Raw genomic sequence first — 22,930 nt, forward strand, 5'->3', positions numbered from 1 at the left:
TTGAGTTCGGTTATGTCACTATCGCTTCAAGCAACCTTCGGCTCGAAGTGCGGCAACGATGGCGCCGGCGTCGGCCGGCTGCATGCCCGCGAGATTCATCCGCCCGGAATCGGCCATGTAGATGCCATGCCTGGCTCGCAGCGCCACTGCGATATCTTTTGACATGGAGAGATTGGAGAACAGGCCGCGCTGCCGGCTGATGAAAGCGAGATCCGGCGCGGCGGCTGAGAGCGCCGCCCGATTGCCGTTGACGCGCTCGCACATTTCCGCGAGTTCGGCGCGCCATATTGCCGATAGCTCGGTGTTTTCCAGAACGGTCCTGACGACCGCCGCACCATGATCGGGCGGCATCGACCAGTTGACGCGGGCGAGGGCGGCCATGTTGCTTTCGGCCTTTCCAATTTCATCGCTGGTGCGGGTCATGACATAGAGCGCGCCGACGCGCTCGCGATAGAGACCGAAATTCTTGTCACAGGAATAGGCGATCAGTGCCTCGTCGACCGCTTCGAGGATCATGCGTGTCGGCGCGGCATCCTGTTCGAGGCCGTCGCCGAGCCCTTGATAGGCAAGATCGATGAACGGCACCAGCTTGTGCGCAACGACGAGCTTGGTGATCTCCAGCCACTGTTCCTCGGTGAAATCAATGCCGGTCGGGTTATGGCAGCAGCCGTGAAGGAGCACGACATCGCCTGCACTGGCCGCAGACAAGGCTTCGATGACGCTGTCGAATTTCACCTGCTGCGACACCAGGTCGACGAAGGCATATTCCTTAACGGCCAAGCGCGCCGCACCGAAAATCGGCGCATGGTTCGGCCAGCTCGGTGTTCCCAGCAGGACCTTCGCGGATGGATTTGCCGCTTGAATGAGTTCGGCGCCAAGACGCAGTGCGCCGCTGCCGCCGGGGGTTTGAATGCCGACGAGGCGTGGGGCGAACGACGGCGCCTTTCCGAAGATGATCGGCTGCAACAGGCGCACATATTGCAGATCGCCTTCCGGGCCGAGATATTTCTTGCTGTCCTGGGTCTCAAGGAGAAACTGCTCCGCTGCCTTTACGGCGCGCATGACCGGCGTGCGTCCCATGCCGTCGCGATAAACGCCAACCCCGAGGTCGATCTTCCCGCTGCGCTCGTCGGCCTGAAAGGCCTTGATGAGTGCAAGCAGGCTATCTGCCGGCCGGCTCTTCAGTTCTTCAAACACAGATCCACCTCCGTTTTTTCTCTCATCGGAGACTAGCGGAAGTCGGGTGGCGAATTTCTGCGATTATCCTCCTTCGTTAACCGAATTATGCAGAGAATCTGCGCGACATCGGTATGATGCGCAGAAATTCACCTTGAATGGGAGTGTTGGCTATGCTTGACCAGTTCGACATCAAACTGCTTGCGGCTCTCCAGCAAAACAGCGAGACGACGCAGAGCGAGCTGTCTCAGAAGGTCAATCTGTCTGCGACCCAATGCGCACGCCGCCTCGAAAGGCTGCGCAACGAGCAATATATCCAGAGCGTCGTGGCTATTCTCAACCCGGCCAAGCTGGGCTTCAGCGTCGTCGCACATACCCTCGTCAGTCTCAGGGCGCATACGGAAGGTGGAAACGAACGGCTCCATCGCTTCATCGAGACCGCGCCGGAGATCCTGGAGTGCTATTCGCAGACAGGCGACGCTGATTTTCTGATGAAAGTCATGACGCGCGATCTCGACCATCTCAGCCAATTTCTCGAAAGAATGATCCGGGTCACCGACAACCTGGCCTCAGTCAAGTCAAGCATCGTCCTGAAAACGATCAAGAAGACAACCGCTCTGCCGCTGCAAATCGTCACGTGAGTGCGTCGCGCGGCTGCCGCCGCCTTACCTGAGATAATGGATGTGCGGACGCGAATGATAGGGGGAGGACTCGACGCGGGCCTCGATCGAAAAGACGTCGCGCAACAGGCTTTCGCTCAGCACGTCCTGCGGCGCGCCGGAGGCGACGATCTTGCCCTGCTGCATGATGATCAGCGCATCGCAGAACATGGCGGCATGGTTGAGATCGTGCAACGCGACGATGCTGGTGATCGGCAGGTCGGAGACGAGCCGCATCAGGCCGATCTGGTGCTGGATATCGAGATGGTTTGTCGGTTCGTCGAGGATCAATTCCCTAGGCGACTGGGCAAGCGCCCTGGCGATATGGGTGCGTTGCTTTTCTCCACCCGACAGGTCCTGCCAGCGATGGTCACGCTTTTCCGCCATGCCGGCACGGGAGAGCGCCGCTTCGACCGCCTCTTCGTCGGCTCTCGTCCAGCCGGAGAACATCGACCGATGCGGGAAGCGGCCGAGCTTGACGACGTCGACGACCTTCAGATTGGCATTGGTCGTGGCATGCTGCTCGACGAAGGCGATGCGCCGGGCGATCGAACGGCGGTCGATCTTTCCAATGTCGTACCGGTCGAGCGTGACGCTGCCGGAATGCGGGCGCTTGAGGCCGGCGAGAAGCCTGAGCAGCGAGGTCTTGCCGGAGCCGTTCGGCCCGAGCAGGCCGAGCATCCGGCCGGGCTGCGCCTCCATGGTAACGCCGTCGAGGATGGTCTTCCTGCCAATTTTCCAGGTGAGGTTGTCGGCCTTGATGCTCATGACGCGCGCTGGAACCGGTAGAGGATGATCGCGAAGAAGGGAACGCCGACCAGCGCCGTGACGACGCCGATCGGCAGGATCTGGCCGGGAATGAGGGCGCGCGCGGCGATGTCGGCGAGCACCATGAAAATCGCCCCTGCGATGGCGCAGGCCGGCAGCAGGCGGATATGGAGCGGCCCGACGACGAAGCGCGCGACATGCGGCACGACGAGGCCGACAAAGCCGATCGAACCGACCATGCTGACGATCGTCGCCGTCATCATCGCGGTGAGCGCGAAGAGCGCCATGCGGGCGCGGCCGACATTGACGCCGAGCGAGGAGGCGGCTTCGTCGCCGAAAGCGAAGGCGTCGAGCACGCGGGCATAGAACAGACAGGCGACGAGGCCGAGGCCAACGACGACCGAGACCAGCGCGAATTCCGGCCAGCGCACGCCGCCGAAACTGCCGAGCAGCCAGAACATGACGTCGCGGGCCTGCTGCGCATTGGCCGAGGTGGTGACGATATAGGAGGTCGAGGCGTTGAAGAGCTGCGATGCGGCGACACCGGCAAGGATGGTGCGGTCCGCGCCGCCGCGCGTGCCGTTCGACAGCAGCGCCACGAAGAAGAAGGCCGCGAAGGCGCCGGCAAAGGCGCCTGCCGACAGCGATACCGCGCCGGCGCCGAGGCCCAGGATGACGATCGCGACGGCGCCGGTGGAGGCGCCGGCGGAGATGCCGAGCACATAGGGTTCGGCAAGCGGGTTGCGCAGCAGCGACTGCATGACGGCGCCCGACAGCGCCAGCCCGGCGCCGCAGAAGGCGGCGACGAGCGCCCGGCTCAGGCGATAATCCCAGATGACCGTCTCGTGGATGCGGTTGAGCTCGATCGCGGTCCAGCCCAGCCGATTGGTGACGGCCGAAAACGTCGTTGCGAGCGGAATCGGCAGGTCGCCGATCCCGACGCTGACGCCGATGGCGACAGCGATAAGGCAGAGGGAAGCCAGAAGCAGTGCGGTGAGTGTTCCCAGCTGCCGGAAGAGACGGCCCGCCTCGGTCACTTCAGCAGACCGAGGGCCTTCAGCTGCTCGGCCACCTGTTCGGCGCCGTAGATCGTGCGGATGGTCGGGTTCATCGCCTGACCGTCCATGACGACGAGCGCCTTGTTCTTGACCGCCGGGATCTGGCTGACGGCAGGATCGGTGTTCAGGAACTTGATCTTGGCTTCGGGCTTGTCGAGCTCCCAGCGGTTGCGGTCGAGGCTGGCGACAACGATCACGTCGGGGTTGGCGGCGATGATGCCTTCCCAGCCGATGGTCGGCCATTCCGCAGCCGCGTCGATTGCATTGCGTCCACCGAGCAGGTCGGCGATGAAGCCGGAGGCGCTGTTCTTGCCGCCGACATAGGCATCGGCCGACGGGCTGGGGCTGGAAAACCAGAAGACGTAGGACAGTTTCTGGCCATCCTTGGCAACGCTTCCGCGCAGCTTGGCTTCACGCGCCTTGACATCGGCGATCAGCGCCTGGCCGCGGTCGGTGACGTCGAAGATCTGGGAGAGTTCGTCGATCTCCTTGTAGAGAAGATCCATATTCCACAGCTCGCCGCGGCTGCCGTACTGGTCCTTGACGTCCTTGGTGCTGAGGCAGGTGCTGGGCGAGAGATAGGTGGCGACGCCGACCTTGTCGAAATCCTCGCGCTTGGCGACCTTGCTGTTTGGTCCGACCAGGCTCGGCAGAGCGGCGGCGACGAAGTCTGGATTTTCGGCGAGCATCGATTCGAAAGTGGGCATTTCGACAGTCAGAAGCTTGACCTTGGCATTGGCCTCAGTGAGCTGCGGCAGCACCTTGCTCGGCCAGAAAGCGGTGCCGACCATCTTGTCCTGGAGGCCGAGCAGCAGCAGGATTTCCGCGCTGTTCTGGCCAAGCCCGATTGCCCGCTCAGGCGCCTTCTTGAAGGTGACCTCGGCGCCGCAGTTTTCGAGCGTCAGGGGATAGGTGGTCGAACCCGCCAACGACGGCGTTGCGGCAAGGCCGATCACAGTGAAGAGGCCGCAAGCGGCGGCGATTGATTTGAGGCTGGTCACTTAGAAATCCCGGTGCGCAAGTGTCTGGCCGCCCTATAGCCCCAGGATGGGCCCTGAAACAAGACTTAAAAGATCAACTTATCGAAAAAATCGACCGCCATTCGACATTGCTGCCGGACGCCTGCTACGGAAACGCGTCTCAAGCCTAGGCACCATCCGCTTCGAGAAACTCCCGGATCGCCGCAGACAAGGCTTCCGGATTCTCCTCGGCAACATGGTGGCCACTGTCTATGCCGAAGCCGCGTACATCATCCGCCCAGTTCCGCCAGATGGCGACGGGATCGCCATAGATCTGCTCCATGTCGTCGCGGAGCGACCAGAGGCAGAGCATGGGGCAGGTGACTTTCCGGCCAGCGTCGCGATCCGCGCGGTCATGGAGATGATCGACGCTGAGGCCGGCGCGATAATCCTCGATCATTCCGTGGATGACGTGAGGATCATGGATGACCTCGATGAGGTCGTCGTAAGCCAGCCTGCCCATCAGCGCCGGCGAGAGTTTGTCATACCACGCCAGGGGATCGGCCAAAATCGCCCGCTCCGGCTTTGCCGGCTGGGCGAAGAAGAACCAGTGATACCAGTCTCTCGCAAATTGCCAATCGGCGCGTTCGAGATGCTCGATAACAGGGATGCCGTCGGCGATGACGAGTTTCCGAACGCGGTCAGGGTGGTCCATTGCCATGCGAAAGGCGGTCAGGCTTCCGCGGTCGTGGCCGACGACCACGAAGTTCTCGTGCTCCAGTCGTCGCATCAGTTCGACGAGGGCTTCTGCCTTGGCTCGCTTGGAGGAATTCTTGCTTTCGGCAGCGTCGACAGGCTGATAGGAGCGGCCGAAGCCGGGCAGGTCGGGACAAACGACCGTGTAATCGGGCGAAAGCAGATCCGCCACCTTGCTCCAGGTCAGATGTGTCCTGGGATGGCCGTGGAGAAGCAGAACGGCGGGTACCTCGCCGCCGATGCGGACGCGAAGTGAACCCAGCCCTACATCGACTGTCTCAAGAGAAAAGCCTTCGAACACGCTCAGCCGAGCTTTCCGACGAGCTTGGCATAGTCCGAAAACGTTGCGCCTTCGCCCTTCCGGCCCGCCTCGCCCGCCAGCTTCAGCACGCGGATCGGAAACAGGATCGCCGCGAGGTTGGCGCCGGACAGCTCGTGGTCGTCATCCTCCTCGATCGCCTTTTGAGCATTGGACAGCGCGGCATCGATTTCCGCGCGGGTGAGCAATTCCTTTTCGACGATCGCGTCGCAAATCGAGGCCATCGCCATGATCAGGCCCTTGAGCTGCAGATTGGCAGTATTCATGAGAACCCCCAGGGTAGGATAGGATGCCTAGTCCGGCTCGACAGGCCGGATCGTTTCGATTGATACAGTCCCGTCAAGAATGCCGCGCCTGAGATCGCGCCTGTTCCGATCGATCTCGATCACAGTATAAAGCTTGTCATCGCGGAAGGCACTGGCATTGGCGGTCGTCACGTCCTCGGCGGGTGCCGCATCCACTTCCATGAAATCGAGCTCGCGGGCCGCGGCGACGATCCTGGCGTCGCCGGGCGTCCTGGCGGCGACGACAACGATGCCGTGTCCCGGCGCGTTTGCCCATCTCGGATCGTCCGGCTTGGCGATCGGTTCCAGCCGATAGACGTTGAGTAGCTCTTGGCCGGCATCGGGCGAGGCTTCCGCCGCCGCATCCTGCATCTGCGCCTGACTTTCGACCGATTTTCCAAAGGTGGTCGGGCTCGTCGCGTTGTTGATCTCTTCCTTGCCAGTCCTCGAGACGTTCGACATGTCGCTCTCCATTGTCAGGACGGAAACGACGGCCGGCGGGGAACGGTTCCAGCCTGCGCGAAAAACGGCAAAGCCGGCTTCGTACGCGGCTTCGGATTTGTGCAGCTATTAAGTTCATTTTGAATGATAAATCGTGATAAACTCTACCGGGGATGGCCCATACCATTTTCCAAGTTGAGCACTAAATACCAGTCGTCGAAGAGGGGGATTTTCGTGAGCAACCAAACCAGCGAATTCGCGCGCGACAATGGCGCGGCAGACAGCCTCATTGGGCGCGACCACAAAACGATGGCGTTCGATGACGCCAGTGCTCTCCTGGAGGTCCTGGTCGCGGTCAGGCGCGGCGATTTCTCCGTGCGAATGCGCTCCGATCTCACCGGCGTCACCGGCAAGATCGCCGACGCCCTCAATGACATCATTGCCGCCAATCAGCGCATGGCCCAGCAACTCGAACATGTCGGCCAGGTCGTCGGCCGCGACGGGCGAACGAGCACGCGGGTGCGCTTCGGCCTTTCCGACGGGTCCTGGTCCGAGATGGAGGGGTCGATCAACGGTCTGATCGACGATCTGCTGTGGCCGACGACGGCGGTGACGCGCACGATCACGGCGGTCGCCAAGGGTGACCTGCTGCAGACCGTTCCGCTCGACGTCGACGGCCGGCCGCTCAAAGGGGAGTTTTTGCGCTCGGCTGATATCGTCAACACGATGATCAAGCAGCTGAGCGTTTTCACCTCGGAAGTGACGCGCGTCGCTCGCGAGGTCGGCACGGACGGCAAGCTCGGCGGCCAGGCGCAGGTGTCTGAGGTGACCGGCGTCTGGAAGGACCTGACCGAAAGCGTCAATTCAATGGCGTCGAACCTGACGGCGCAGGTGCGCAACATCGCCGAAGTGACGATCGCCGTTGCCAATGGCGACCTGTCCAAGAAGATCACCGTCGACGTGCGTGGCGAAATCCTGCAGCTGAAGGAAGCGATCAACACCATGGTCGACCAGCTGCGCTCCTTCGCTTCGGAAGTGACGCGTGTGGCCCGCGAGGTCGGCACCGAAGGCAAGCTCGGCGGCCAGGCGCTGGTGCCGGGTGTCGCCGGCACCTGGAAGGATCTGACCGACAGCGTCAACGCCATGTGCGGCAATCTGACGGCGCAGGTGCGCAACATCGCCCAGGTGACGACGGCCGTGGCGCGCGGCGACCTGTCGCGCAAGATCACTGTCGACGTCTCGGGCGAAATCCTGGAGCTGAAGGAAACCATCAACACCATGGTCGACCAGCTCAACGGCTTTGCCGGCGAGGTGACGCGCGTGGCGCGTGAGGTCGGCACCGAGGGCCGGCTGGGCGGTCAGGCGCAGGTGCCGGGTGTCGCCGGCACCTGGAAGGATCTGACCGACAACGTCAATTCCATGGCCTCGAACCTGACGGCACAGGTGCGCAACATTGCCGAAGTCTCGACCGCGATCGCCAATGGCGACCTGTCGAAGAAGATCACCGTGTCGGTGTCGGGCGAAATCCTCGAGCTGAAGGAAACCATCAACACGATGGTCGACCAGCTGAACGCCTTTGCCTCGGAAGTAACGCGCGTCGCCCGCGAAGTCGGCACGGAAGGCCGGCTCGGCGGCCAGGCCAATGTGCGCGGTGTCGCCGGCACCTGGAAGGACCTGACCGAAAACGTCAACTCGATGGCCGGCAACCTGACGGCGCAGGTGCGCAATATCGCCGAGGTTTCGACCGCGATCGCCAATGGCGACCTGTCGAAGAAGATCACCGTCCCGGTTTCGGGCGAAATCCTCGAGCTCAAGGAAACCATCAACACGATGGTCGACCAGTTGAACGGTTTTGCCGGCGAAGTGACGCGCGTGGCGCGCGAGGTCGGCACGGAAGGCAGGCTCGGCGGCCAGGCAAACGTGCGCGGTGTGGCCGGCACCTGGAAGGATCTGACCGACAGCGTCAACTCCATGGCCTCCAACCTCACCGGCCAGGTGCGAAACATTGCCGAGGTTGCGACCGCCGTCGCCCAGGGAGACCTGTCGAAGAAGATCACCGTTCCGGTTTCGGGCGAAATCCTGGAGCTGAAGGAAACCATCAACACGATGGTCGATCAGCTGAATGGCTTTGCCGGCGAGGTGACGCGCGTGGCGCGCGAAGTCGGCACGGAAGGGCGTCTCGGCGGCCAGGCGAACGTGCTCGGCGTCGCCGGCACCTGGAAGGACTTGACCGACAGCGTCAATTCGATGGCCGGCAATCTGACGGCGCAGGTGCGCAACATCGCGGAAGTCTCCACGGCCATCGCCAATGGCGACCTGTCGAAGAAGATCACGGTGTCGGTTTCGGGCGAAATCCTCGAGCTCAAGGAAACGCTGAACACCATGGTGGATCAGCTGAACCGCTTCGCCTCGGAGGTCACGCGCGTCGCCCGCGAAGTCGGCACCGAAGGTAAGCTCGGCGGCCAGGCGCAGGTGCCGGGTGTTGCCGGCACCTGGAAGGATCTGACCGAAAACGTCAATTCCATGGCCTCCAACCTCACCGGCCAGGTTCGCAACATTGCCGAAGTGACGACCGCCGTGGCGCGCGGCGACCTGTCGCGCAAGATCACCGTCGACGTGAAGGGGGAAATCCTGGAACTGAAGAACACCATCAACACCATGGTGGACCAGCTCAACGCCTTCGCCGGCGAAGTGACGCGTGTGGCGCGCGAAGTCGGCACCGAAGGCAAGCTTGGCGGTCAGGCGCAGGTCTCCGGTGTGGCCGGCACCTGGAAGGATTTGACCGACAGCGTCAACTCGATGGCCGGCAACCTGACGGCGCAGGTGCGCAACATCGCCGAGGTGGCGACCGCGATCGCCAATGGCGACTTGTCGCGCAAGATCACCGTCGATGTCCGCGGCGAAATCCTGCTGTTGAAGGACACGCTGAATACCATGGTCGATCAGCTTCGCTCCTTTGCCGGCGAGGTGACGCGTGTGGCCCGCGAAGTCGGCACCGATGGCCGCCTCGGCGGCCAGGCCGTCGTTCCCGGCGTTGCCGGCACCTGGAAGGACCTGACCGACAACGTTAACCTGCTCGCCGCCAATCTGACGACCCAGGTGCGCAACATCGCCGAAGTGACGACCGCCGTGGCGCGCGGCGACCTGTCGCGCAAGATCACCGTCGACGTGAAGGGCGAAATCCTCGAACTGAAAAATACCATCAACACCATGGTGGACCAGCTCAACGCTTTCGCCGGCGAAGTGACGCGTGTGGCTCGCGAAGTGGGCACCGAAGGTAAGCTCGGCGGCCAGGCGCAGGTGCCGGGAGTCGCCGGCACCTGGAAGGACCTGACGGACACGGTCAACGTCATGGCCGCCAACCTGACCGAGCAGGTGCGCGGCATCGTCAAGGTGGTGACGGCGGTGGCAAACGGCGACCTCAAGCAGAACCTCACCGTCGCCTCCAAGGGGGAGGTGGCAGCCCTTGCCGAAACCATCAACAACATGACCAATACGCTCGCCACCTTCGCCGATCAGGTGACGACGGTGGCGCGCGAAGTGGGCGTCGAAGGCCGCCTCGGCGGCCAGGCGAATGTGCCGGGCACAGCCGGCACCTGGAAGGATCTGACCGGCAACGTCAACCTGCTCGCCGCCAACCTGACGACGCAGGTGCGCGCCATCGCCGAAGTGGCGACCGCCGTCACCAAGGGCGACCTGACGCGCTCGATCAAGGTCGATGCGCGCGGCGAAGTGGCCGAGCTCAAGGACAACATCAACACGATGATCGACAACCTGCGGCTCACCACCGAGCGCAACACCGAGCAGGACTGGCTGAAGACCAATCTTGCGCGCTTTACCAACATGCTGCAGGGCCAGCGCGACCTGACGCTGGTCGGCAAGATGCTGCTGTCGGAGCTGGCGCCGCTGGTCGGCGCCCATCAGGGCGTCATCTACCAGGTGGATGCCGACGAGAGCCAACCGTTCCTGTCGCTGCTGTCGGTCTATGCGCAAGGGGGCGAGGCAGCGCATCCGCCGCGGCTCGACTTCGGCCAGGGTCTCGTCGGACAGTGCGCCAGCGATGCCCGCCGCATCCTCGTCACCGATCTGCCCGAGAATGTCGTACCGATCAGCTCCGGCGTGTTCACCACCCTGCCGAGAAGCGCGATCGTGCTGCCGGTGCATTTCGAGGGCCAGGTGAAGGCGGTGATCGAGCTTGCTTCGGCCGGCGAATTCACCGAGCTGCAGCTCTCCTTCCTCGATCAACTGACGACATCGATCGGCATCGTTCTCAACTCGATCGAAGCGACGATGCAGACAGAAGGCCTGCTCAAGCAATCGCAGCAGCTCGCCGCCGAGCTGCAGACACAGCAGCGCGAACTGCAGCAGACCAACGAACAGCTCGGACAGAAGGCGCAGCAGCTCGAGGAACGCAACGTCGAAGTCGAGGCGAAGAACCAGGAGATCGAGCAGGCGCGGCGCGCGCTGGAAGAAAAGGCGGCCGAGCTGGCTCTGACCTCGAAATACAAATCCGAATTCCTCGCCAACATGTCGCACGAACTGCGCACGCCGTTGAATTCGATCCTCATCCTCGGTCAGCAGCTCGGAGAAAACCCCGACGGCAATCTGTCGGGCAAGCAGGTCGAATTCGCCAAGACAATCCATGGCGCCGGCACCGATCTGCTGAACCTCATCAGCGATATTCTCGATCTCTCCAAGATCGAATCCGGAACGGTCTCCGTCGATGCCGAGGAGATCTTCGTCAACAACCTGCTCGAGGTGATGGCGCGACCGTTCCGGCACGAAGCGGAAACGCGCAACCTGTCCTTCGCGGTCGAGGTCGGCGCCGATGTTACGAAGAGCATCATTACCGACTCCAAGCGGCTCCAACAGATCCTCAAGAACCTGTTGTCGAACGCCTTCAAGTTTACCGCGCAGGGCGGCGTGACACTGCGCGTCGCATCGGCGACGAGCGGCTGGTCGTCGGATCACCCCTCGCTCCGGCACGCGCCGTCGGTGATCGCCTTTGAAGTCGTCGATACCGGCATCGGTATTCCGCCGGAAAAGCAGCGCATCATCTTCGAGGCGTTCCAGCAGGCGGATGCCTCGACGAGCCGCAAATATGGCGGCACCGGCCTCGGATTGGCGATCAGTCGTGAACTGGCAAACCTGCTCGGTGGCGAGATCCAGCTGCGCAGCACGCCCGGCGTCGGCAGCACCTTCGTTCTTTACCTGCCGCTGACCTATGTCGGCGCCGGTGCCGTTCCACCAAGGCCGCTTCCACCGCCGGCGAATGTCGTAGAATTTGCCGAGGCCGCGGCAAGCCGCCGCGCCGAGAAGCCTACCGAACATGTCACCGACGACCGTCACCGGATCGAGGTCGGCGACTCGGTGCTGCTCGTCGTCGAGGACGATGCGCATTACGCCCGCGTTCTCGTCGATCTCGCCCGCGACAACGGCTTCAAGGTGCTGGTGGCGATGCGCGGCAGCGATGCGCTGACGCTCGCGCAGGAATACAAGCCGTCGGCGATCTCGCTCGATATCTTCCTGCCCGATATGCTCGGCTGGACGGTGCTGAGCCAGCTCAAGCAGAACCCGCAGACCCGGCATATTCCGGTGCAGATCATCAGTCTCGACGAGGATCGGCAGCATGGGCTTACACGCGGCGCTTTCGCCTTCATGAGCAAACCGACGACGCCGGAAGGGCTAGGCAAGGCGCTGTCGCGCCTGAAGGCCTATGCCGAGCCGCGCCGCAAGCAGTTGCTGCTCGTGGAGGACGACGAGGCGGAGCGCTTGAGCGTCACTGCGCTTCTCGGACATGACGACATAGACATCACCAGCGTCGGCTCCGGATCCGAGGCGCTTGCCGCCTTGCGGCGCAATTCCGCCGACTGCGTGGTGCTCGATCTCTCTCTTCCCGATATGTCGGGCTTCGAAGTGCTGGAGCAGATACGCGACGATGTCGAGATTGGCGAGGTGCCGGTGGTCGTCTTCACCGGCCGGGAGCTCTCGGCGGAGGAGGACGCGACGCTCCACAGCATGGCCCGCAGCGTAGTCGTCAAAGGTGTGGAGTCCCCCGAGCGGCTTCTCGACGAGACGGCATTGTTCCTGCACCGGGTCGTCGCCGATCTGCCGGCGGCCAAACAGGCGACGTTGCAGGAGTTGCACAGTTCGGACGAGGATCTCGTCGGCGAGACCGTGTTGCTCGTCGACGACGACGCTCGCAACATCTTCGCACTCAGCAGCGTGCTGGAGCGCCGCGGCATGCGGGTTCTGACCGCGACGACCGGCAGCGAAGCCATCGACGTCATCAACACCGAGCCCTCGGTTGCGATCGTGCTGATGGACATCATGATGCCCGGGATGGACGGCTACGAGACGATGCAGGTCATTCGCTCGGAACCCCGCTTCCGACGGTTGCCGATCCTGGCGCTGACGGCCAAAGCGATGAAGGGCGACAGGGAGAAATGCCTGGAGGCGGGCGCGTCGGATTACCTGGCGAAGCCCGTCAACACCGAGCAGCTGCTGTCGGCGCTGCGCATGTGGCTGCACCGTTGAGGATCCGGCCATGAACCCCGTCAACATCCTCCTCGTCGACGACCAGCCCGCCAAACTCCTGAGCTACGAGGTCATTCTCGAGGAGCTCGAGGAGAACCTCATCAAGGCGCAGTCGGCCCGCGAAGCCTTCGAGCACCTGCTGCGCACTGAAATCGCCGTCATCCTGGTAGATGTCTGCATGCCGGAACAGGATGGTTTCGAGCTCGTCAGCATGATCCGGCAACACCCGCGCTATCAGAACACGCCGATCATCTTCGTCTCGGCCGTCATGCTGGCCGAACCGGACCGGCTGCGCGGCTATGCGGTCGGTGCCGTCGACTACGTCTCCGTCCCGATCGTGCCCGAGGTGCTGAGGGCCAAGGTCCGGGTCTTTGCCGATCTCTACAGAAAGACGCGGGAGCTCGAGCGGCTGAACGCCGATCTGGAAGCCAGGGTGCACCAGCGCACCGCCGAGCTCGAGGCTTCTGCCATCCAGTTGCGTCAACTGAACGAGGAGCTCGAGCAGCGGATCGACCAGCGGACGCGCGAGCGTGAGGAGGCGCTGGCGCAGCTTTTCGAAGCGCAGAAGCTCGACACGATCGGTCACCTCACCGGCGGCGTGGCGCACGATTTCAACAATCTTCTCATGGCAGTGCTCGGCAGCCTCAGCCTGCTGAAGAAGCGGCTGCCGGCGGACGAGCGCAGCGAACGCCTGGTGACGAATGCCATCCAGGCGGCCGAGCGCGGCACGGCGCTCACCCAGCGCCTGCTCGCCTTCGCGCGGCGCCAGGAACTGAAGCCGCAGGCAGTCGACTTCCTCAGGCTGTTTGAAAATATCGAGGATCTGCTCGCCAAGGCGGTGGGACCGCGCGTCGAGATCCGAAAGTGCATCCCGGCGGATCTGCCGCCGCTCTTGGTCGACAGCAATCAGCTGGAGCTGGCGCTGCTCAACCTCTTCGTCAATGCACGCGATGCGCTCGAAAGCGGCGGTGCGGTGACGGTCGCGGCGGCTGCGGAGGAGGCACGGCCGACCGGCCTTGCGGGCGGAAATTACATCAAGATATCGGTCTCGGACGATGGCGAAGGGATGGACGAGGCGACGGTCCTGCGTGCCGCCGAGCCATTTTTCACCACCAAGGGGATCGGCAAGGGCACCGGCCTCGGCCTGTCGATGGTGCACGGCCTGGCAGCGCAATCGGGCGGCTCGATCCAGATTTCGAGCACGAGAGGCAAGGGCACCACCGTCTCACTCTGGCTGCCCGTCGCCGAGAGCTTCACCAGGGCGCAGGCGGCGGACGTGCCGACAGCGGCGGAACCGGTGAAGCCGGTGTCGCGATCGCTCGCCATTCTTGTCGTCGACGACGATGCGCTCGTCAGGACTGGAACTGTGGCGATGCTGGAGGATCTCGGACATTTGCCGCGGGAGGCGTCTTCCGCCTCCCAGGCTCTGGAATTCTTCGCCGGCGGGCAGGAGTGCGATCTGGTTATCACCGATCACGCCATGCCGGGCATGACCGGCGCCGAGCTTGCGCGCCACCTTCGTGCAGCCTTTCCCAACCTGCCCGTGATCCTCGCTTCCGGCTATGTCGAGCTTGCCGAGGACCAGGGGCTCGGCCGGATGCTCAGGATGACGAAGCCGTTCACCCAAGAGCAGCTTCAGGCGGCCATGGACGAAGCGCTCCGGGACAAGGTCGCTGCGGCGTGATCGACGAAGCGAGCGGCTGGCCCTTCACTTTGATAGGCAGGCAGCGTGCGATTGTGATGAGCTTAGGAAATCCCACTCCCTCTCGGCCGGCACGCTGCTGACACCACAGCTCACACGTCCGCTTGCAGACGAAACTTTTTGCTCCTGCAAAAGTTACCCAGGTTCCGTCCATTCATCAAAGGCATGCCCTTGACCAACATGACGTTCGGCCCCGCCTTCAGCGAAGACGGCATTCTGTTCCGCCTCTGGGCTCCTCTGCATGAAAGCGTGTCATTGAGGATCGAAGGCGCGGACCCTCGTCCGATGCAGGCGGGCGAAGATGGCTGGCATCGCTGCCTGGTCGCGGATGCCGGAGCCGGCATGCGCTACCGTTTCGTGCTGCCCGACGGCCTCGAGGTTCCCGATCCGGCCTCGCGCTTCCAGCCGCAGGATGTGCATGGCCCGAGCGAAGTGGTCGACCTTTCTTCCTATCGCTGGAACACCAGCGAATGGACCGGCCGGCCTTGGGAAGAAATGATCATCTACGAACTGCATATCGGCTGCTTCACGCCAGAGGGTACTTTCAAGGCTGCGATCGAGCGGCTCGACCATCTGCAGGCATTGGGCGTGACGGCGCTGCAGATCATGCCGCTCGCTGAATTCCCTGGCCGCTACAGCTGGGGCTATGACGGCGTGCTTCCCTATGCTCCTGACAGCAGCTACGGCCGGCCGGAAGATCTCATGGCGCTGGTGGACGCTGCACATGAGCGCGGCATCTCGGTCTTCCTCGACGCCGTCTATAATCACTTCGGCCCGGACGGGAACTATATCCCATCCTACGCGCCGCTTTTTACCGATCATCACAAGACCCCCTGGGGCCACGGCGTCAATTACGACGGCGACGGCTCCGGGATGATCCGCGAATTCATCATCGAGAACGCCATCTACTGGATTACCGCGTTCCGGCTCGACGGTTTTCGCTTCGATGCCGTCCATGCCATCAAGGACGACAGCAAGGAACATCTTCTGCATGCGCTCGCCCGCCGTGTTCGGGCAGCCGCCGGCGACAGGCACGTCCATCTGATCGTCGAGAACGAGGAGAACGACAGCGAGCTGCTGCAGCGCGATGAAAGCGGCGAGCCGAGCCTGTTCACGGCCCAGTGGAACGACGACTTGCACCATGTGCTGCATATCGCTGCGACCGGCGAGACCTTCGGCTATTATGCCGACTACGCCGGTGATGCCGACAAGCTTGGCCGCGCGCTGGCGGAAGGCTTCGTGTTTCAGGGCGAGCATATGCCCTATCGCGGCGGGAGCCGGGGCAGGCCGAGCGGCCACCTGCCGCCGACTGCCTTCGTGTCCTTCATCCAGAACCACGACCAAATCGGCAACCGGGCGCTCGGCGACCGCATCATGGCCGTAAGCCCGGCCGATGCCGTCAAGGCAGTCACATCAATCTACCTGCTGGCGCCCGAGGTTCCGATGCTGTTCATGGGCGAGGAATGGGGCGCCGACGAGCCTTTTCCGTTTTTTTGCGATTTCGACGAGGATCTGAACGACAAAGTCCGGAAAGGCCGGCGCGAGGAGCTGTCGCGCCTGCCGGGCTTCGATGCCGGCGAGCTTCTCGACCCGACGGCGCCGTCGACCTTCGCTGCTGCAAAGCTCGACTGGGAGAAACTCGCCTCCTCGGAGACCCTCGACTTCTACAGGATGCTTCTCGGCCTACGACGTCAACGAATTATTCCCTTGCTGAAAGGAGCCGCCGGACATGCGACTTTCCAGTCGGCTGGAGCAGCGGTTGCGGTGGCTTGGACGCTTGCCGGCAACCGGCGCCTTCATCTCGCCGCCAATCTCAGTGACGAGGCCGCGAGGCTTGGCCATCGGCATGAGGACGGCGAAACGATCTTCCGTCTCGGTCGCAATGACGATGGAGATCTTGCCCCATGGACGGTGATCTGGAGCATCGGCGAAGCGTAAGGGGGCCGAAATGAAGGCGATCGAATTATGAGGTCCTGGGAGCTCGAAAGTCTCGCCCGCCGGCACGGCATCATCCCGACAAGGCCCAGTCCCGACAATCGGGAAGTGGCGATCTCCGGCCGGACCAAGCGCAAGCTACTTTCGGCACTGAAGGTTGACTTGTCGGCTGCGGTTGATCGCGAGACGGCCGGGACGCGGCAGGAGCCGAAGCAGACGCTCAAGGAGATCCCGAGGTCATACCTGCCGGAGTTTCTTTCCTGCACGCGGATCTGGGGCATCAGCCTGCAGCTCTACGAGCTTCGTTCGGCGCGCAACTGGGGCATAGGAGACTTCGAGGATCTTGTCGTCATGACGGATCTGGCAGGATCGCTCGGCGCCGATTTCATCGGACTCAATCCGCTTCATGCGCCGTTTCTTGCCGATCCCGACCGCTGCAGTCCTTATGAACCATCCAGCCGCCAGCATCTCAACCCGCTCTATATCGCCGTCGACTGCGTCCCCGGGTTTGTCTTGAGTCGAGCACTCGACCGAAAGTTGGAGAGGCTTCGCCGGACCGATCTCGTCGATTATGCTGAGGTGGCTGCGGTCAAGCTTCAGGCGCTGCGCGATCTCTGGCCGGGGTGGCGGGGGCGGAGCCCAGTCGACAAGGCTTATGCTCCGGCCGATTTCGACCTCTTCGTGGCGCAAGGCGGCGAGGACCTGCGGCGGCACGCTCTGTTCGAATGCCTGTCGCTGTCCATGGCCGGGCGCGGCGCCGGCGCCGGCTGGCAGACATGGCCCGCAGATTTTCAGCGCGCCGACAGCGCAGCCGTCGCAGAATTCGAGCGCGATCATCAAGACGATGTGCGGTTCCATATGTGGCTGCAGTGGCTCGCCCACCGGCAGATGATGCAGGCGGCGGAGCGGGCACTGAAGGCCGGTATGCGGATCGGGCTCTATCTCGATCTTGCGGTGGGCGAGGCAGTCGACGGCTCGGCGACATGGAGCCAGCCAGAGGTCTATATTTCCAAGGCCACCATCGGCAGTCCACCCGATCCCTTCGCGGTTGACGGGCAGGACTGGCATCTTGCCGGCTATCTGCCGTCCAGGATCGCATCGGGAGAAACTTCTCCCTTCCGTCGGATGGTGACGGCTGGGATGCGCTATGCGGGCGCGATCCGCATCGACCATGCCCCGGCGCTCCGGCGGCTCTTTCTGGTGCCGCTCGGCAGCAGCCCGGAGGGCGGCGGCTATGTGCGCTATCCCCAGGAAAGGCTCCTGCAGATCCTGGCCGAAACGTCGGCCGAGCATCGATGCCTTGTCATCGGCGAAGCCTTGGGAATGATCCCCGAAGACCTACCCGACGATCTGGTGTCGGCCCGCATTCTCTCTTATCGGATCCTGTCCTATGAACAGGACGAAGACGGCTTCAAATCGCCGGATACCTACCCCGTTCTTGCCTTGGCCTGCATTTCGACGCACGATCACCAGACCCTGGCCGGCTGGTGGCGCGGCGCCGACATTCAGGACCGGCGCGAGCACGGCATCGTCCCGCCGGATCTCACTGAAAAACATCTCGAACAACGCAAGCGCGAGCGGAAAAGCCTGAAGGCGGCACTCAGGGCAGCCGGTCTCGGCCTGCCCCAACGTCTTGACGCAACGGCAAGTCGGGAAGCGCTGAGGGAATTGACCGTCAGCGCCTATCGCTACATCGCCAGAACCCCGTCACTTCTCGTCGCGGTGCGCCTCGCCGATCTCACCGACGAGAAAAACCCGACCAATATTCCAGGCACCAGCGACAGCTATCCGAATTGGAAGCCGAAGTTGTCGGTTTTGCTCGAGGACATGATGTCGAGCCCGCTCGTCAAGCGCGTAACGGAGGCGATGCGCGAGGAAAGGCCGCAAAATCGTAGGGCAAGGGAACGAATGGGAAGCCGGCGGATTCTGAATAGATAGGAAAAAGGATTGCCGAGATGATTTCCAAGAAACAGCTGGTCGAAGTCGCGGTGGATACCGAAGAAGGGCGTGTCCCGCTCGGCATCATGAATGCCGGGCAGGCGCTCGCGCTTTCCGATGATCTCGATGTCGAAGTATCGCATCCCGATCACGAGCCCGGCAAAACCGACCTTTTCATCCGGAAGGACGAGTTGCGACGGCATCTCTGCAATCGCTAGGACCGACCTGGCGTGTTCCTCCGGCCGATTTGCCGTCGATCCCGGAACCTCGGCGGATCTGGATTGTTTGACATGATCATCAAGGAGAAAACCATGGCACATGCCGACCGGAAACATATCGGCGCTGGCGCGAAGGGTAAGGGGGATGGCAGCGGCGCCATGACCGACCTCAAAGAGGCACAGCTTCCCGAAAACGCGGTCCTTTCGAACCGCGACAAGGCACAACACTCCAAGGAGCGCGGCCTGGACGGCAAGACGGTTCAGACCGAGCAATATTCCGATCACAGCTCCAATCGAGACCCTGACTGAGGAGAGGCGCGATGAGCAGTAAGCTACCACCAATTCCAGCAGGCAACGTCAGCAGCAAGGGCGCAGGTAAGTCGGTGAAGACCAAGGCAGAGGACACTGCGATGGCAAGCGGCGGCGAAGACCCCGACAAGAAGGGTCAGCAAGGCAACACCAAGGTCAACACGACCCATCAGGGTTACCAGCAGGATCGCTAGGAGGCATCGATGTCCACGTCCAAAAAGAGCGCCGCGACCATCCGCCAGGGTGGTCCCGGCGCTTCCCATGAAAATGCCAAGGCTCCGCTCGACATTCCGAAGCCGGCAGCGGAGCCCGACAAGCGCACGCAAAGCAAGGTCTCGGGCGGAGGGGGCGAGCATGATCGCCACCATAGCCATGACCCGCAACGGAAGTGAGGGACAGACCAGCGGCGAAACCTGACCAGCCGAAAGAATGGGGCCGCCGCTTTATGGGATCAACATGATGGAAGAAGACAGACCATGACGACCGCATTCATCCTTGTTGCATTGGCTCTCATCGGCATCTACGCCGGCCCGACATTGCTGTTTATCTGCGTTGGTTATGCCGACTATATGCTGGAGCGACGCAGACACTTGCTGGCTTTGAAACACGTGGTAAGGCGTCGCAGCGATAAGCTTTAGGCGTCCCGGCAGCACCATTGCCGACGCGAGCACAAGACCGGTTGCGCGCGGCCGGGATTATCCCAATCCATGTTTCATAAACATCCGCCACGACAGACAGCCGCCTAGGCCGGGGCGCGACGCGCCGTCCTGGCGGACGGCCGCTTCTGGAACAATGCCCATTGATGCTTGTTACTATGGCGGAGCGTTCGACGCCGAAGCGGCAGGAGGAGTTCGATGAAGCGGAGAGTGGCATTGCCGTTGCTTTGTGCCGTCGCCCTGGCTGCTTGCACGACCAGCGTGGGCAGCTACTCTTCGGCCGGCCTCACGCCCATTCCGGGTAGTATTACCTATGGCGGCCAGCCTCGCACGAAGCTCACCAAGTCGCCGATCGGGTCTTCCTTCCCGCACAGCTTCACGGATCAATGGGGACGAGAGGTTGAGGAAATATACATCATCCGGCCTGACCGAAGCCTGCTGATCGCCGAGCGCCATTATCGGCCGGTCTTTTCACTTGACGATGACTAGGAGGAGATGTGACATGCCGCGCCGCAAGACCAATGAGATGCCGACGCTTGACACCACCGGAGCAAAGATCGGTGAGCCGGTGCCGAAAGCCATCATCGATGTCAACACCGCATCCGTCGGGGTCCCCCGCCAGCCTGAAGAAGACCTGCGCGCAGAGTTGAGCGCCTTGCGCAGACAACTGGAGACGCTCCAGCAGCAGATCCTCGATGCAGGCCAATTGGCCAAGGACAGCGCCAGTCAGGCGATCCGTCAGACCGAGACAGTTGTGAAACAATATCCGCTCTCGACAGTGGCGCTCATGGTTGCTGTCGTGGGTCTGCTTGCCCTTGCTTCACGCCAGGTTCTGGCGCCGCGCCATCGCGAACCATCCGTCCTGCACGACCTCAGGGACTATATTGACCGGGCCCGCGGATGGATCTGACAAGATTTCGGGATTGCCAGCATCCTGATTCTGCAAGACGCTTTGTCAAGCAGCGGGAGAAACGGGATGCTCGACCTCATTATACGAAGCGCTTTCAATATCGTCGGACGCGCGGAGCGCCTGATCGAAGCGGCGAGGCGGCTGCTTGACGGAGATGATCGTGACGAGTTGGAGGTGTATGAGCTCGATTGTGAGATCGAGCGGTTGAGGGATGTGGTTTTCGGGATGGACGAGGCGGTCCGGTCGTTGGCGCTCACCGTCGAATACTGGCCGCGGGCCGTTCACGCCCATGCATTGCCGAAGACGTTGCACTGATTGCGTGACATTCGAAGCGCCGCGCTGTTTTTCTAACACGGATCGGCATGTCACGCCGATGTCACGCGACGGTTAAGGCAATATGTGCATAATTGGGACATTCGGCGCTTCCGATTTCCGGGCTGGGTGCGCTGGAACGGCGAAAATGAGGGGCAGAGGCGCTATTATCGTTGGGGCATGGCGATGACTTTGGAGACCTCCGGGCAAATATCAGAGCCCGACGAATTCGTATTTCCGGTTCACACCCGGACGATCGCGCAGATCCGCTATGACATTCTTGGCCAGGTCATGACGGTCATCTATCATGATGGCCGCTCGCGCACCACGACCGGCATACAGGGCTCGGCGATGCTGAGAATCCTCGCCCAGCGTCCGCTGGAGCGTTCCCCGTTTCTGCTGCGCACGGTCATCTGATAGAGAAAATCAGCGCGTCCGCAGCTAAATCGTCCTCATCGTGCATCCATTTCCCGGGAACTGCGTTCATCCTCGATTAGCCAGTCTATGGAGGGAAGACGATGACCTTTCCACGGCCGAAAGCCGAAGCTCCCGCGCAGCGCTTCGAAGAAGCTAGCGCCGCTGCACGCGACGCATTGGAAAAAATGATCGCAGCCGCCAATGAAGCCGGATGGGGCACCGAGGAAATATCGGTCGCATTCCTTCAGGCCGCGCGGTTTTTGAACGAAGCCAACAGAAAAGATCCCGATCCTGCCGACGATCCCGTCATCAGCGAGGTGCCGGGCAAGCGGGAGCAGATCGGACATGGCGAGCTTTTTGATTAGAGCAAATCCCGTGTGAAGCGCTTGTGCGTCCGAACTTGCGACGTCCCCCGCGTTCAACGTCTATACGGGGTTCCCTGACGGGAAAACTCACGGGCCAACCCTGGCGACCGAGCCGCGCATCACGAGGGTCGTATTGATCTGCAGCCGTTCGACGGTAAGAGGGATTTGTTCGATACGGGCAATCAGCCGTTCCCCCGCGAGTTTGCCCATCTCGTAAACGCGTTGGTCGACGATGGTGATCGGCGGAACGGTCACGCTGGTCCAATCGGCGTCCAGGAAAGAAATCATCGAGATATCCTTCGGAATTGAGAGGCCGAGCGACTGCAGCGACTTGAATACGCGCAGTCCAACGAGGCTGTCCGATGCCAGGAGCGCGGTTGGAGGCGCTGAATCCGAGAGCAGGCGTTTGACGACGTCGTCCGTTTGCGGCTGATCCGTGGCGCCGAGCCGAACATAGTGAACGGGATTTGGCAAACCTGCCTCCGTCAGGACCTGCACGAAGCCTTCCACGCGTTCGCGCACGGCAGAATTCGATATGCGACCGATATCGGCGAGCTTTCCGCCCTCGGCTTCCATAGCGGACACGTATGCTAGCCGGCGATGTCCTTGCTCGACCATACAGCGGGTCGCGGCGATTGCCGCCTCTCGATCGTCGCCAGTCACGGCATCGACTTCGAGCTCTGGGATGTTCCGGTCGAATAAAACGAGCGGTACGCCGGCGCGGCGGACTTGCCGGAGATGATCGATTCTGTCGCAGCGGGCCGGGGTCACGATCAAGCCATCGACGCGCTTGCCGATCAGTAGGTCGACGGCCGATATTTCGGCGTCGAGCTGTTCGCCCGAATTGGCGATGATGACGGTGAAGCCTGCCAGGCGGGCCATATCGCTGATGCCGCGCACTGCCAGGCTGAAGAACGCGTTTTCGATATCGCCGACCACGACGCCGATAATCCCTGATCTCCCGGTACTCATGCTGCGCGCGAGCTCGTTCGGTCGGTATTCCAGCGTTGCGGCGGCCGCAACGACCTGGTCCCTGATCTTGTCGCTGACGACGCCATAGCCGCCCAATACGCGGGCAGCGGTCGCCTTCGAGACCTTCGCCGCCTTCGCGACGTCGGCAACCGTGACGGAACGTTTCGGAGCAGCGGAATCTTCCATGGGGCAGCACTACAAGAGTTGTTGACGGGCGGTCAATTGACGGATATCAAATA

General features: G+C 62.3%; 23 protein-coding genes. 15 read left to right on the forward strand and 8 right to left on the reverse strand.

What is annotated here, in order from left to right; genetic code table 11:
• Window positions 1–18: 18 nt before the first annotated feature.
• Complete coding sequence (locus tag EFD56_RS02035) at window positions 19–1,197, reverse strand: amino acid aminotransferase (RefSeq protein ID WP_064829572.1); 1,179 nt, start codon at window positions 1,195–1,197, stop codon at window positions 19–21.
• 152 nt (window positions 1,198–1,349) lie between these two features.
• Here EFD56_RS02035 and EFD56_RS02040 point away from each other — a divergent pair, with 152 nt between their 5' ends.
• Window positions 1,350–1,817, forward strand: a complete 468-nt coding sequence (locus tag EFD56_RS02040) for an Lrp/AsnC family transcriptional regulator (protein ID WP_004676083.1) — start codon at window positions 1,350–1,352, stop codon at window positions 1,815–1,817.
• A 24-nt stretch (window positions 1,818–1,841) separates the two neighbouring features.
• On the opposite strand, the gene EFD56_RS02045 is transcribed toward EFD56_RS02040, so the two are convergent.
• The 6 genes from EFD56_RS02045 to EFD56_RS02070 form a co-directional block, all read right to left on the reverse strand.
• Window positions 1,842–2,603, reverse strand: coding sequence for an ABC transporter ATP-binding protein (locus EFD56_RS02045; RefSeq protein ID WP_064829571.1), 762 nt, complete (start codon window positions 2,601–2,603; stop codon window positions 1,842–1,844).
• Window positions 2,600–3,640: a FecCD family ABC transporter permease gene (locus tag EFD56_RS02050; RefSeq protein ID WP_064829570.1), complete on the reverse strand. Its 1,041-nt coding sequence runs from the start codon at window positions 3,638–3,640 to the stop codon at window positions 2,600–2,602. The genes EFD56_RS02045 and EFD56_RS02050 overlap by 4 nt, the downstream gene beginning before the upstream one ends.
• On the reverse strand, window positions 3,637–4,662 hold the full coding sequence (locus tag EFD56_RS02055; RefSeq protein WP_064829569.1) for an ABC transporter substrate-binding protein: 1,026 nt from the start codon (window positions 4,660–4,662) through the stop codon (window positions 3,637–3,639). Before EFD56_RS02055 ends, EFD56_RS02050 begins: the two co-directional genes overlap by 4 nt.
• A gap of 145 nt (window positions 4,663–4,807) precedes the next feature.
• A complete protein-coding gene (locus tag EFD56_RS02060; protein WP_126904497.1) occupies window positions 4,808–5,677 on the reverse strand; it encodes an alpha/beta fold hydrolase in 870 nt (289 codons plus the stop codon).
• Window positions 5,678–5,679: 2 nt separating this feature from the next.
• On the reverse strand, window positions 5,680–5,961 hold the full coding sequence (locus tag EFD56_RS02065; RefSeq protein WP_064829567.1) for a hypothetical protein: 282 nt from the start codon (window positions 5,959–5,961) through the stop codon (window positions 5,680–5,682).
• Window positions 5,962–5,988: 27 nt separating this feature from the next.
• Window positions 5,989–6,441: a hypothetical protein gene (locus EFD56_RS02070; RefSeq protein ID WP_004678174.1), complete on the reverse strand. Its 453-nt coding sequence runs from the start codon at window positions 6,439–6,441 to the stop codon at window positions 5,989–5,991.
• Between the two features lie 213 nt (window positions 6,442–6,654).
• Between EFD56_RS02070 and EFD56_RS02075 the strand changes: the two genes are divergently transcribed.
• The 14 genes from EFD56_RS02075 to EFD56_RS02135 all read left to right on the forward strand — a co-directional run bounded on the left by EFD56_RS02075 (window position 6,655) and on the right by EFD56_RS02135 (window position 21,719).
• Window positions 6,655–12,957, forward strand: a complete 6,303-nt coding sequence (locus tag EFD56_RS02075) for a HAMP domain-containing protein (protein ID WP_126904498.1) — start codon at window positions 6,655–6,657, stop codon at window positions 12,955–12,957.
• A gap of 10 nt (window positions 12,958–12,967) precedes the next feature.
• Window positions 12,968–14,641 carry a response regulator gene (locus EFD56_RS02080; RefSeq protein WP_096477425.1) on the forward strand — a complete coding sequence of 558 codons (1,674 nt, stop codon included), beginning with the start codon at window positions 12,968–12,970 and terminating at the stop codon, window positions 14,639–14,641.
• A gap of 183 nt (window positions 14,642–14,824) precedes the next feature.
• The gene (gene treZ / locus EFD56_RS02085; RefSeq protein WP_225881517.1) at window positions 14,825–16,597 is read left to right on the forward strand and encodes a malto-oligosyltrehalose trehalohydrolase; all 1,773 of its coding nucleotides are present in this window, start codon (window positions 14,825–14,827) and stop codon (window positions 16,595–16,597) included.
• 27 nt (window positions 16,598–16,624) lie between these two features.
• Entirely contained in the window at window positions 16,625–18,532 is a 1,908-nt protein-coding gene (malQ, locus tag EFD56_RS02090) for a 4-alpha-glucanotransferase (RefSeq protein ID WP_126904500.1), read from the forward strand.
• 17 nt (window positions 18,533–18,549) lie between these two features.
• Complete coding sequence (locus EFD56_RS02095; RefSeq protein ID WP_064830184.1) at window positions 18,550–18,750, forward strand: hypothetical protein; 201 nt, start codon at window positions 18,550–18,552, stop codon at window positions 18,748–18,750.
• Window positions 18,751–18,843: 93 nt separating this feature from the next.
• Window positions 18,844–19,059 (forward strand): hypothetical protein, encoded by a 216-nt coding sequence (locus tag EFD56_RS02100; protein ID WP_009998651.1) that lies wholly within the window; start codon window positions 18,844–18,846, stop codon window positions 19,057–19,059.
• A gap of 11 nt (window positions 19,060–19,070) precedes the next feature.
• Window positions 19,071–19,253, forward strand: a complete 183-nt coding sequence (locus EFD56_RS02105) for a hypothetical protein (protein WP_009998647.1) — start codon at window positions 19,071–19,073, stop codon at window positions 19,251–19,253.
• A gap of 9 nt (window positions 19,254–19,262) precedes the next feature.
• On the forward strand, window positions 19,263–19,451 hold the full coding sequence (locus EFD56_RS02110) for a hypothetical protein (protein WP_004678167.1): 189 nt from the start codon (window positions 19,263–19,265) through the stop codon (window positions 19,449–19,451).
• An 84-nt stretch (window positions 19,452–19,535) separates the two neighbouring features.
• Window positions 19,536–19,697, forward strand: a complete 162-nt coding sequence (locus tag EFD56_RS32530) for a hypothetical protein (RefSeq protein WP_016735802.1) — start codon at window positions 19,536–19,538, stop codon at window positions 19,695–19,697.
• Between the two features lie 216 nt (window positions 19,698–19,913).
• Window positions 19,914–20,204 carry a hypothetical protein gene (locus EFD56_RS02115; protein ID WP_170965660.1) on the forward strand — a complete coding sequence of 97 codons (291 nt, stop codon included), beginning with the start codon at window positions 19,914–19,916 and terminating at the stop codon, window positions 20,202–20,204.
• A 13-nt stretch (window positions 20,205–20,217) separates the two neighbouring features.
• Window positions 20,218–20,625, forward strand: coding sequence for a membrane protein (locus EFD56_RS02120; RefSeq protein ID WP_012489956.1), 408 nt, complete (start codon window positions 20,218–20,220; stop codon window positions 20,623–20,625).
• Window positions 20,626–20,691: 66 nt separating this feature from the next.
• On the forward strand, window positions 20,692–20,940 hold the full coding sequence (locus tag EFD56_RS02125; RefSeq protein WP_016735799.1) for a hypothetical protein: 249 nt from the start codon (window positions 20,692–20,694) through the stop codon (window positions 20,938–20,940).
• Window positions 20,941–21,123: 183 nt separating this feature from the next.
• A complete protein-coding gene (locus tag EFD56_RS02130) occupies window positions 21,124–21,354 on the forward strand; it encodes a hypothetical protein (RefSeq protein ID WP_029531786.1) in 231 nt (76 codons plus the stop codon).
• A 101-nt stretch (window positions 21,355–21,455) separates the two neighbouring features.
• Window positions 21,456–21,719, forward strand: coding sequence for a hypothetical protein (locus EFD56_RS02135; RefSeq protein ID WP_126904501.1), 264 nt, complete (start codon window positions 21,456–21,458; stop codon window positions 21,717–21,719).
• Window positions 21,720–21,806: 87 nt separating this feature from the next.
• Here EFD56_RS02135 and EFD56_RS02140 read toward each other — a convergent pair whose 3' ends face one another.
• Window positions 21,807–22,877, reverse strand: coding sequence for a LacI family DNA-binding transcriptional regulator (locus EFD56_RS02140; protein ID WP_126904502.1), 1,071 nt, complete (start codon window positions 22,875–22,877; stop codon window positions 21,807–21,809).
• Window positions 22,878–22,930 lie beyond the last annotated feature (53 nt).

The sequence above is a fragment of the Rhizobium phaseoli genome (genome assembly GCF_003985125.1).
GTDB lineage: Bacteria > Pseudomonadota > Alphaproteobacteria > Rhizobiales > Rhizobiaceae > Rhizobium > Rhizobium phaseoli.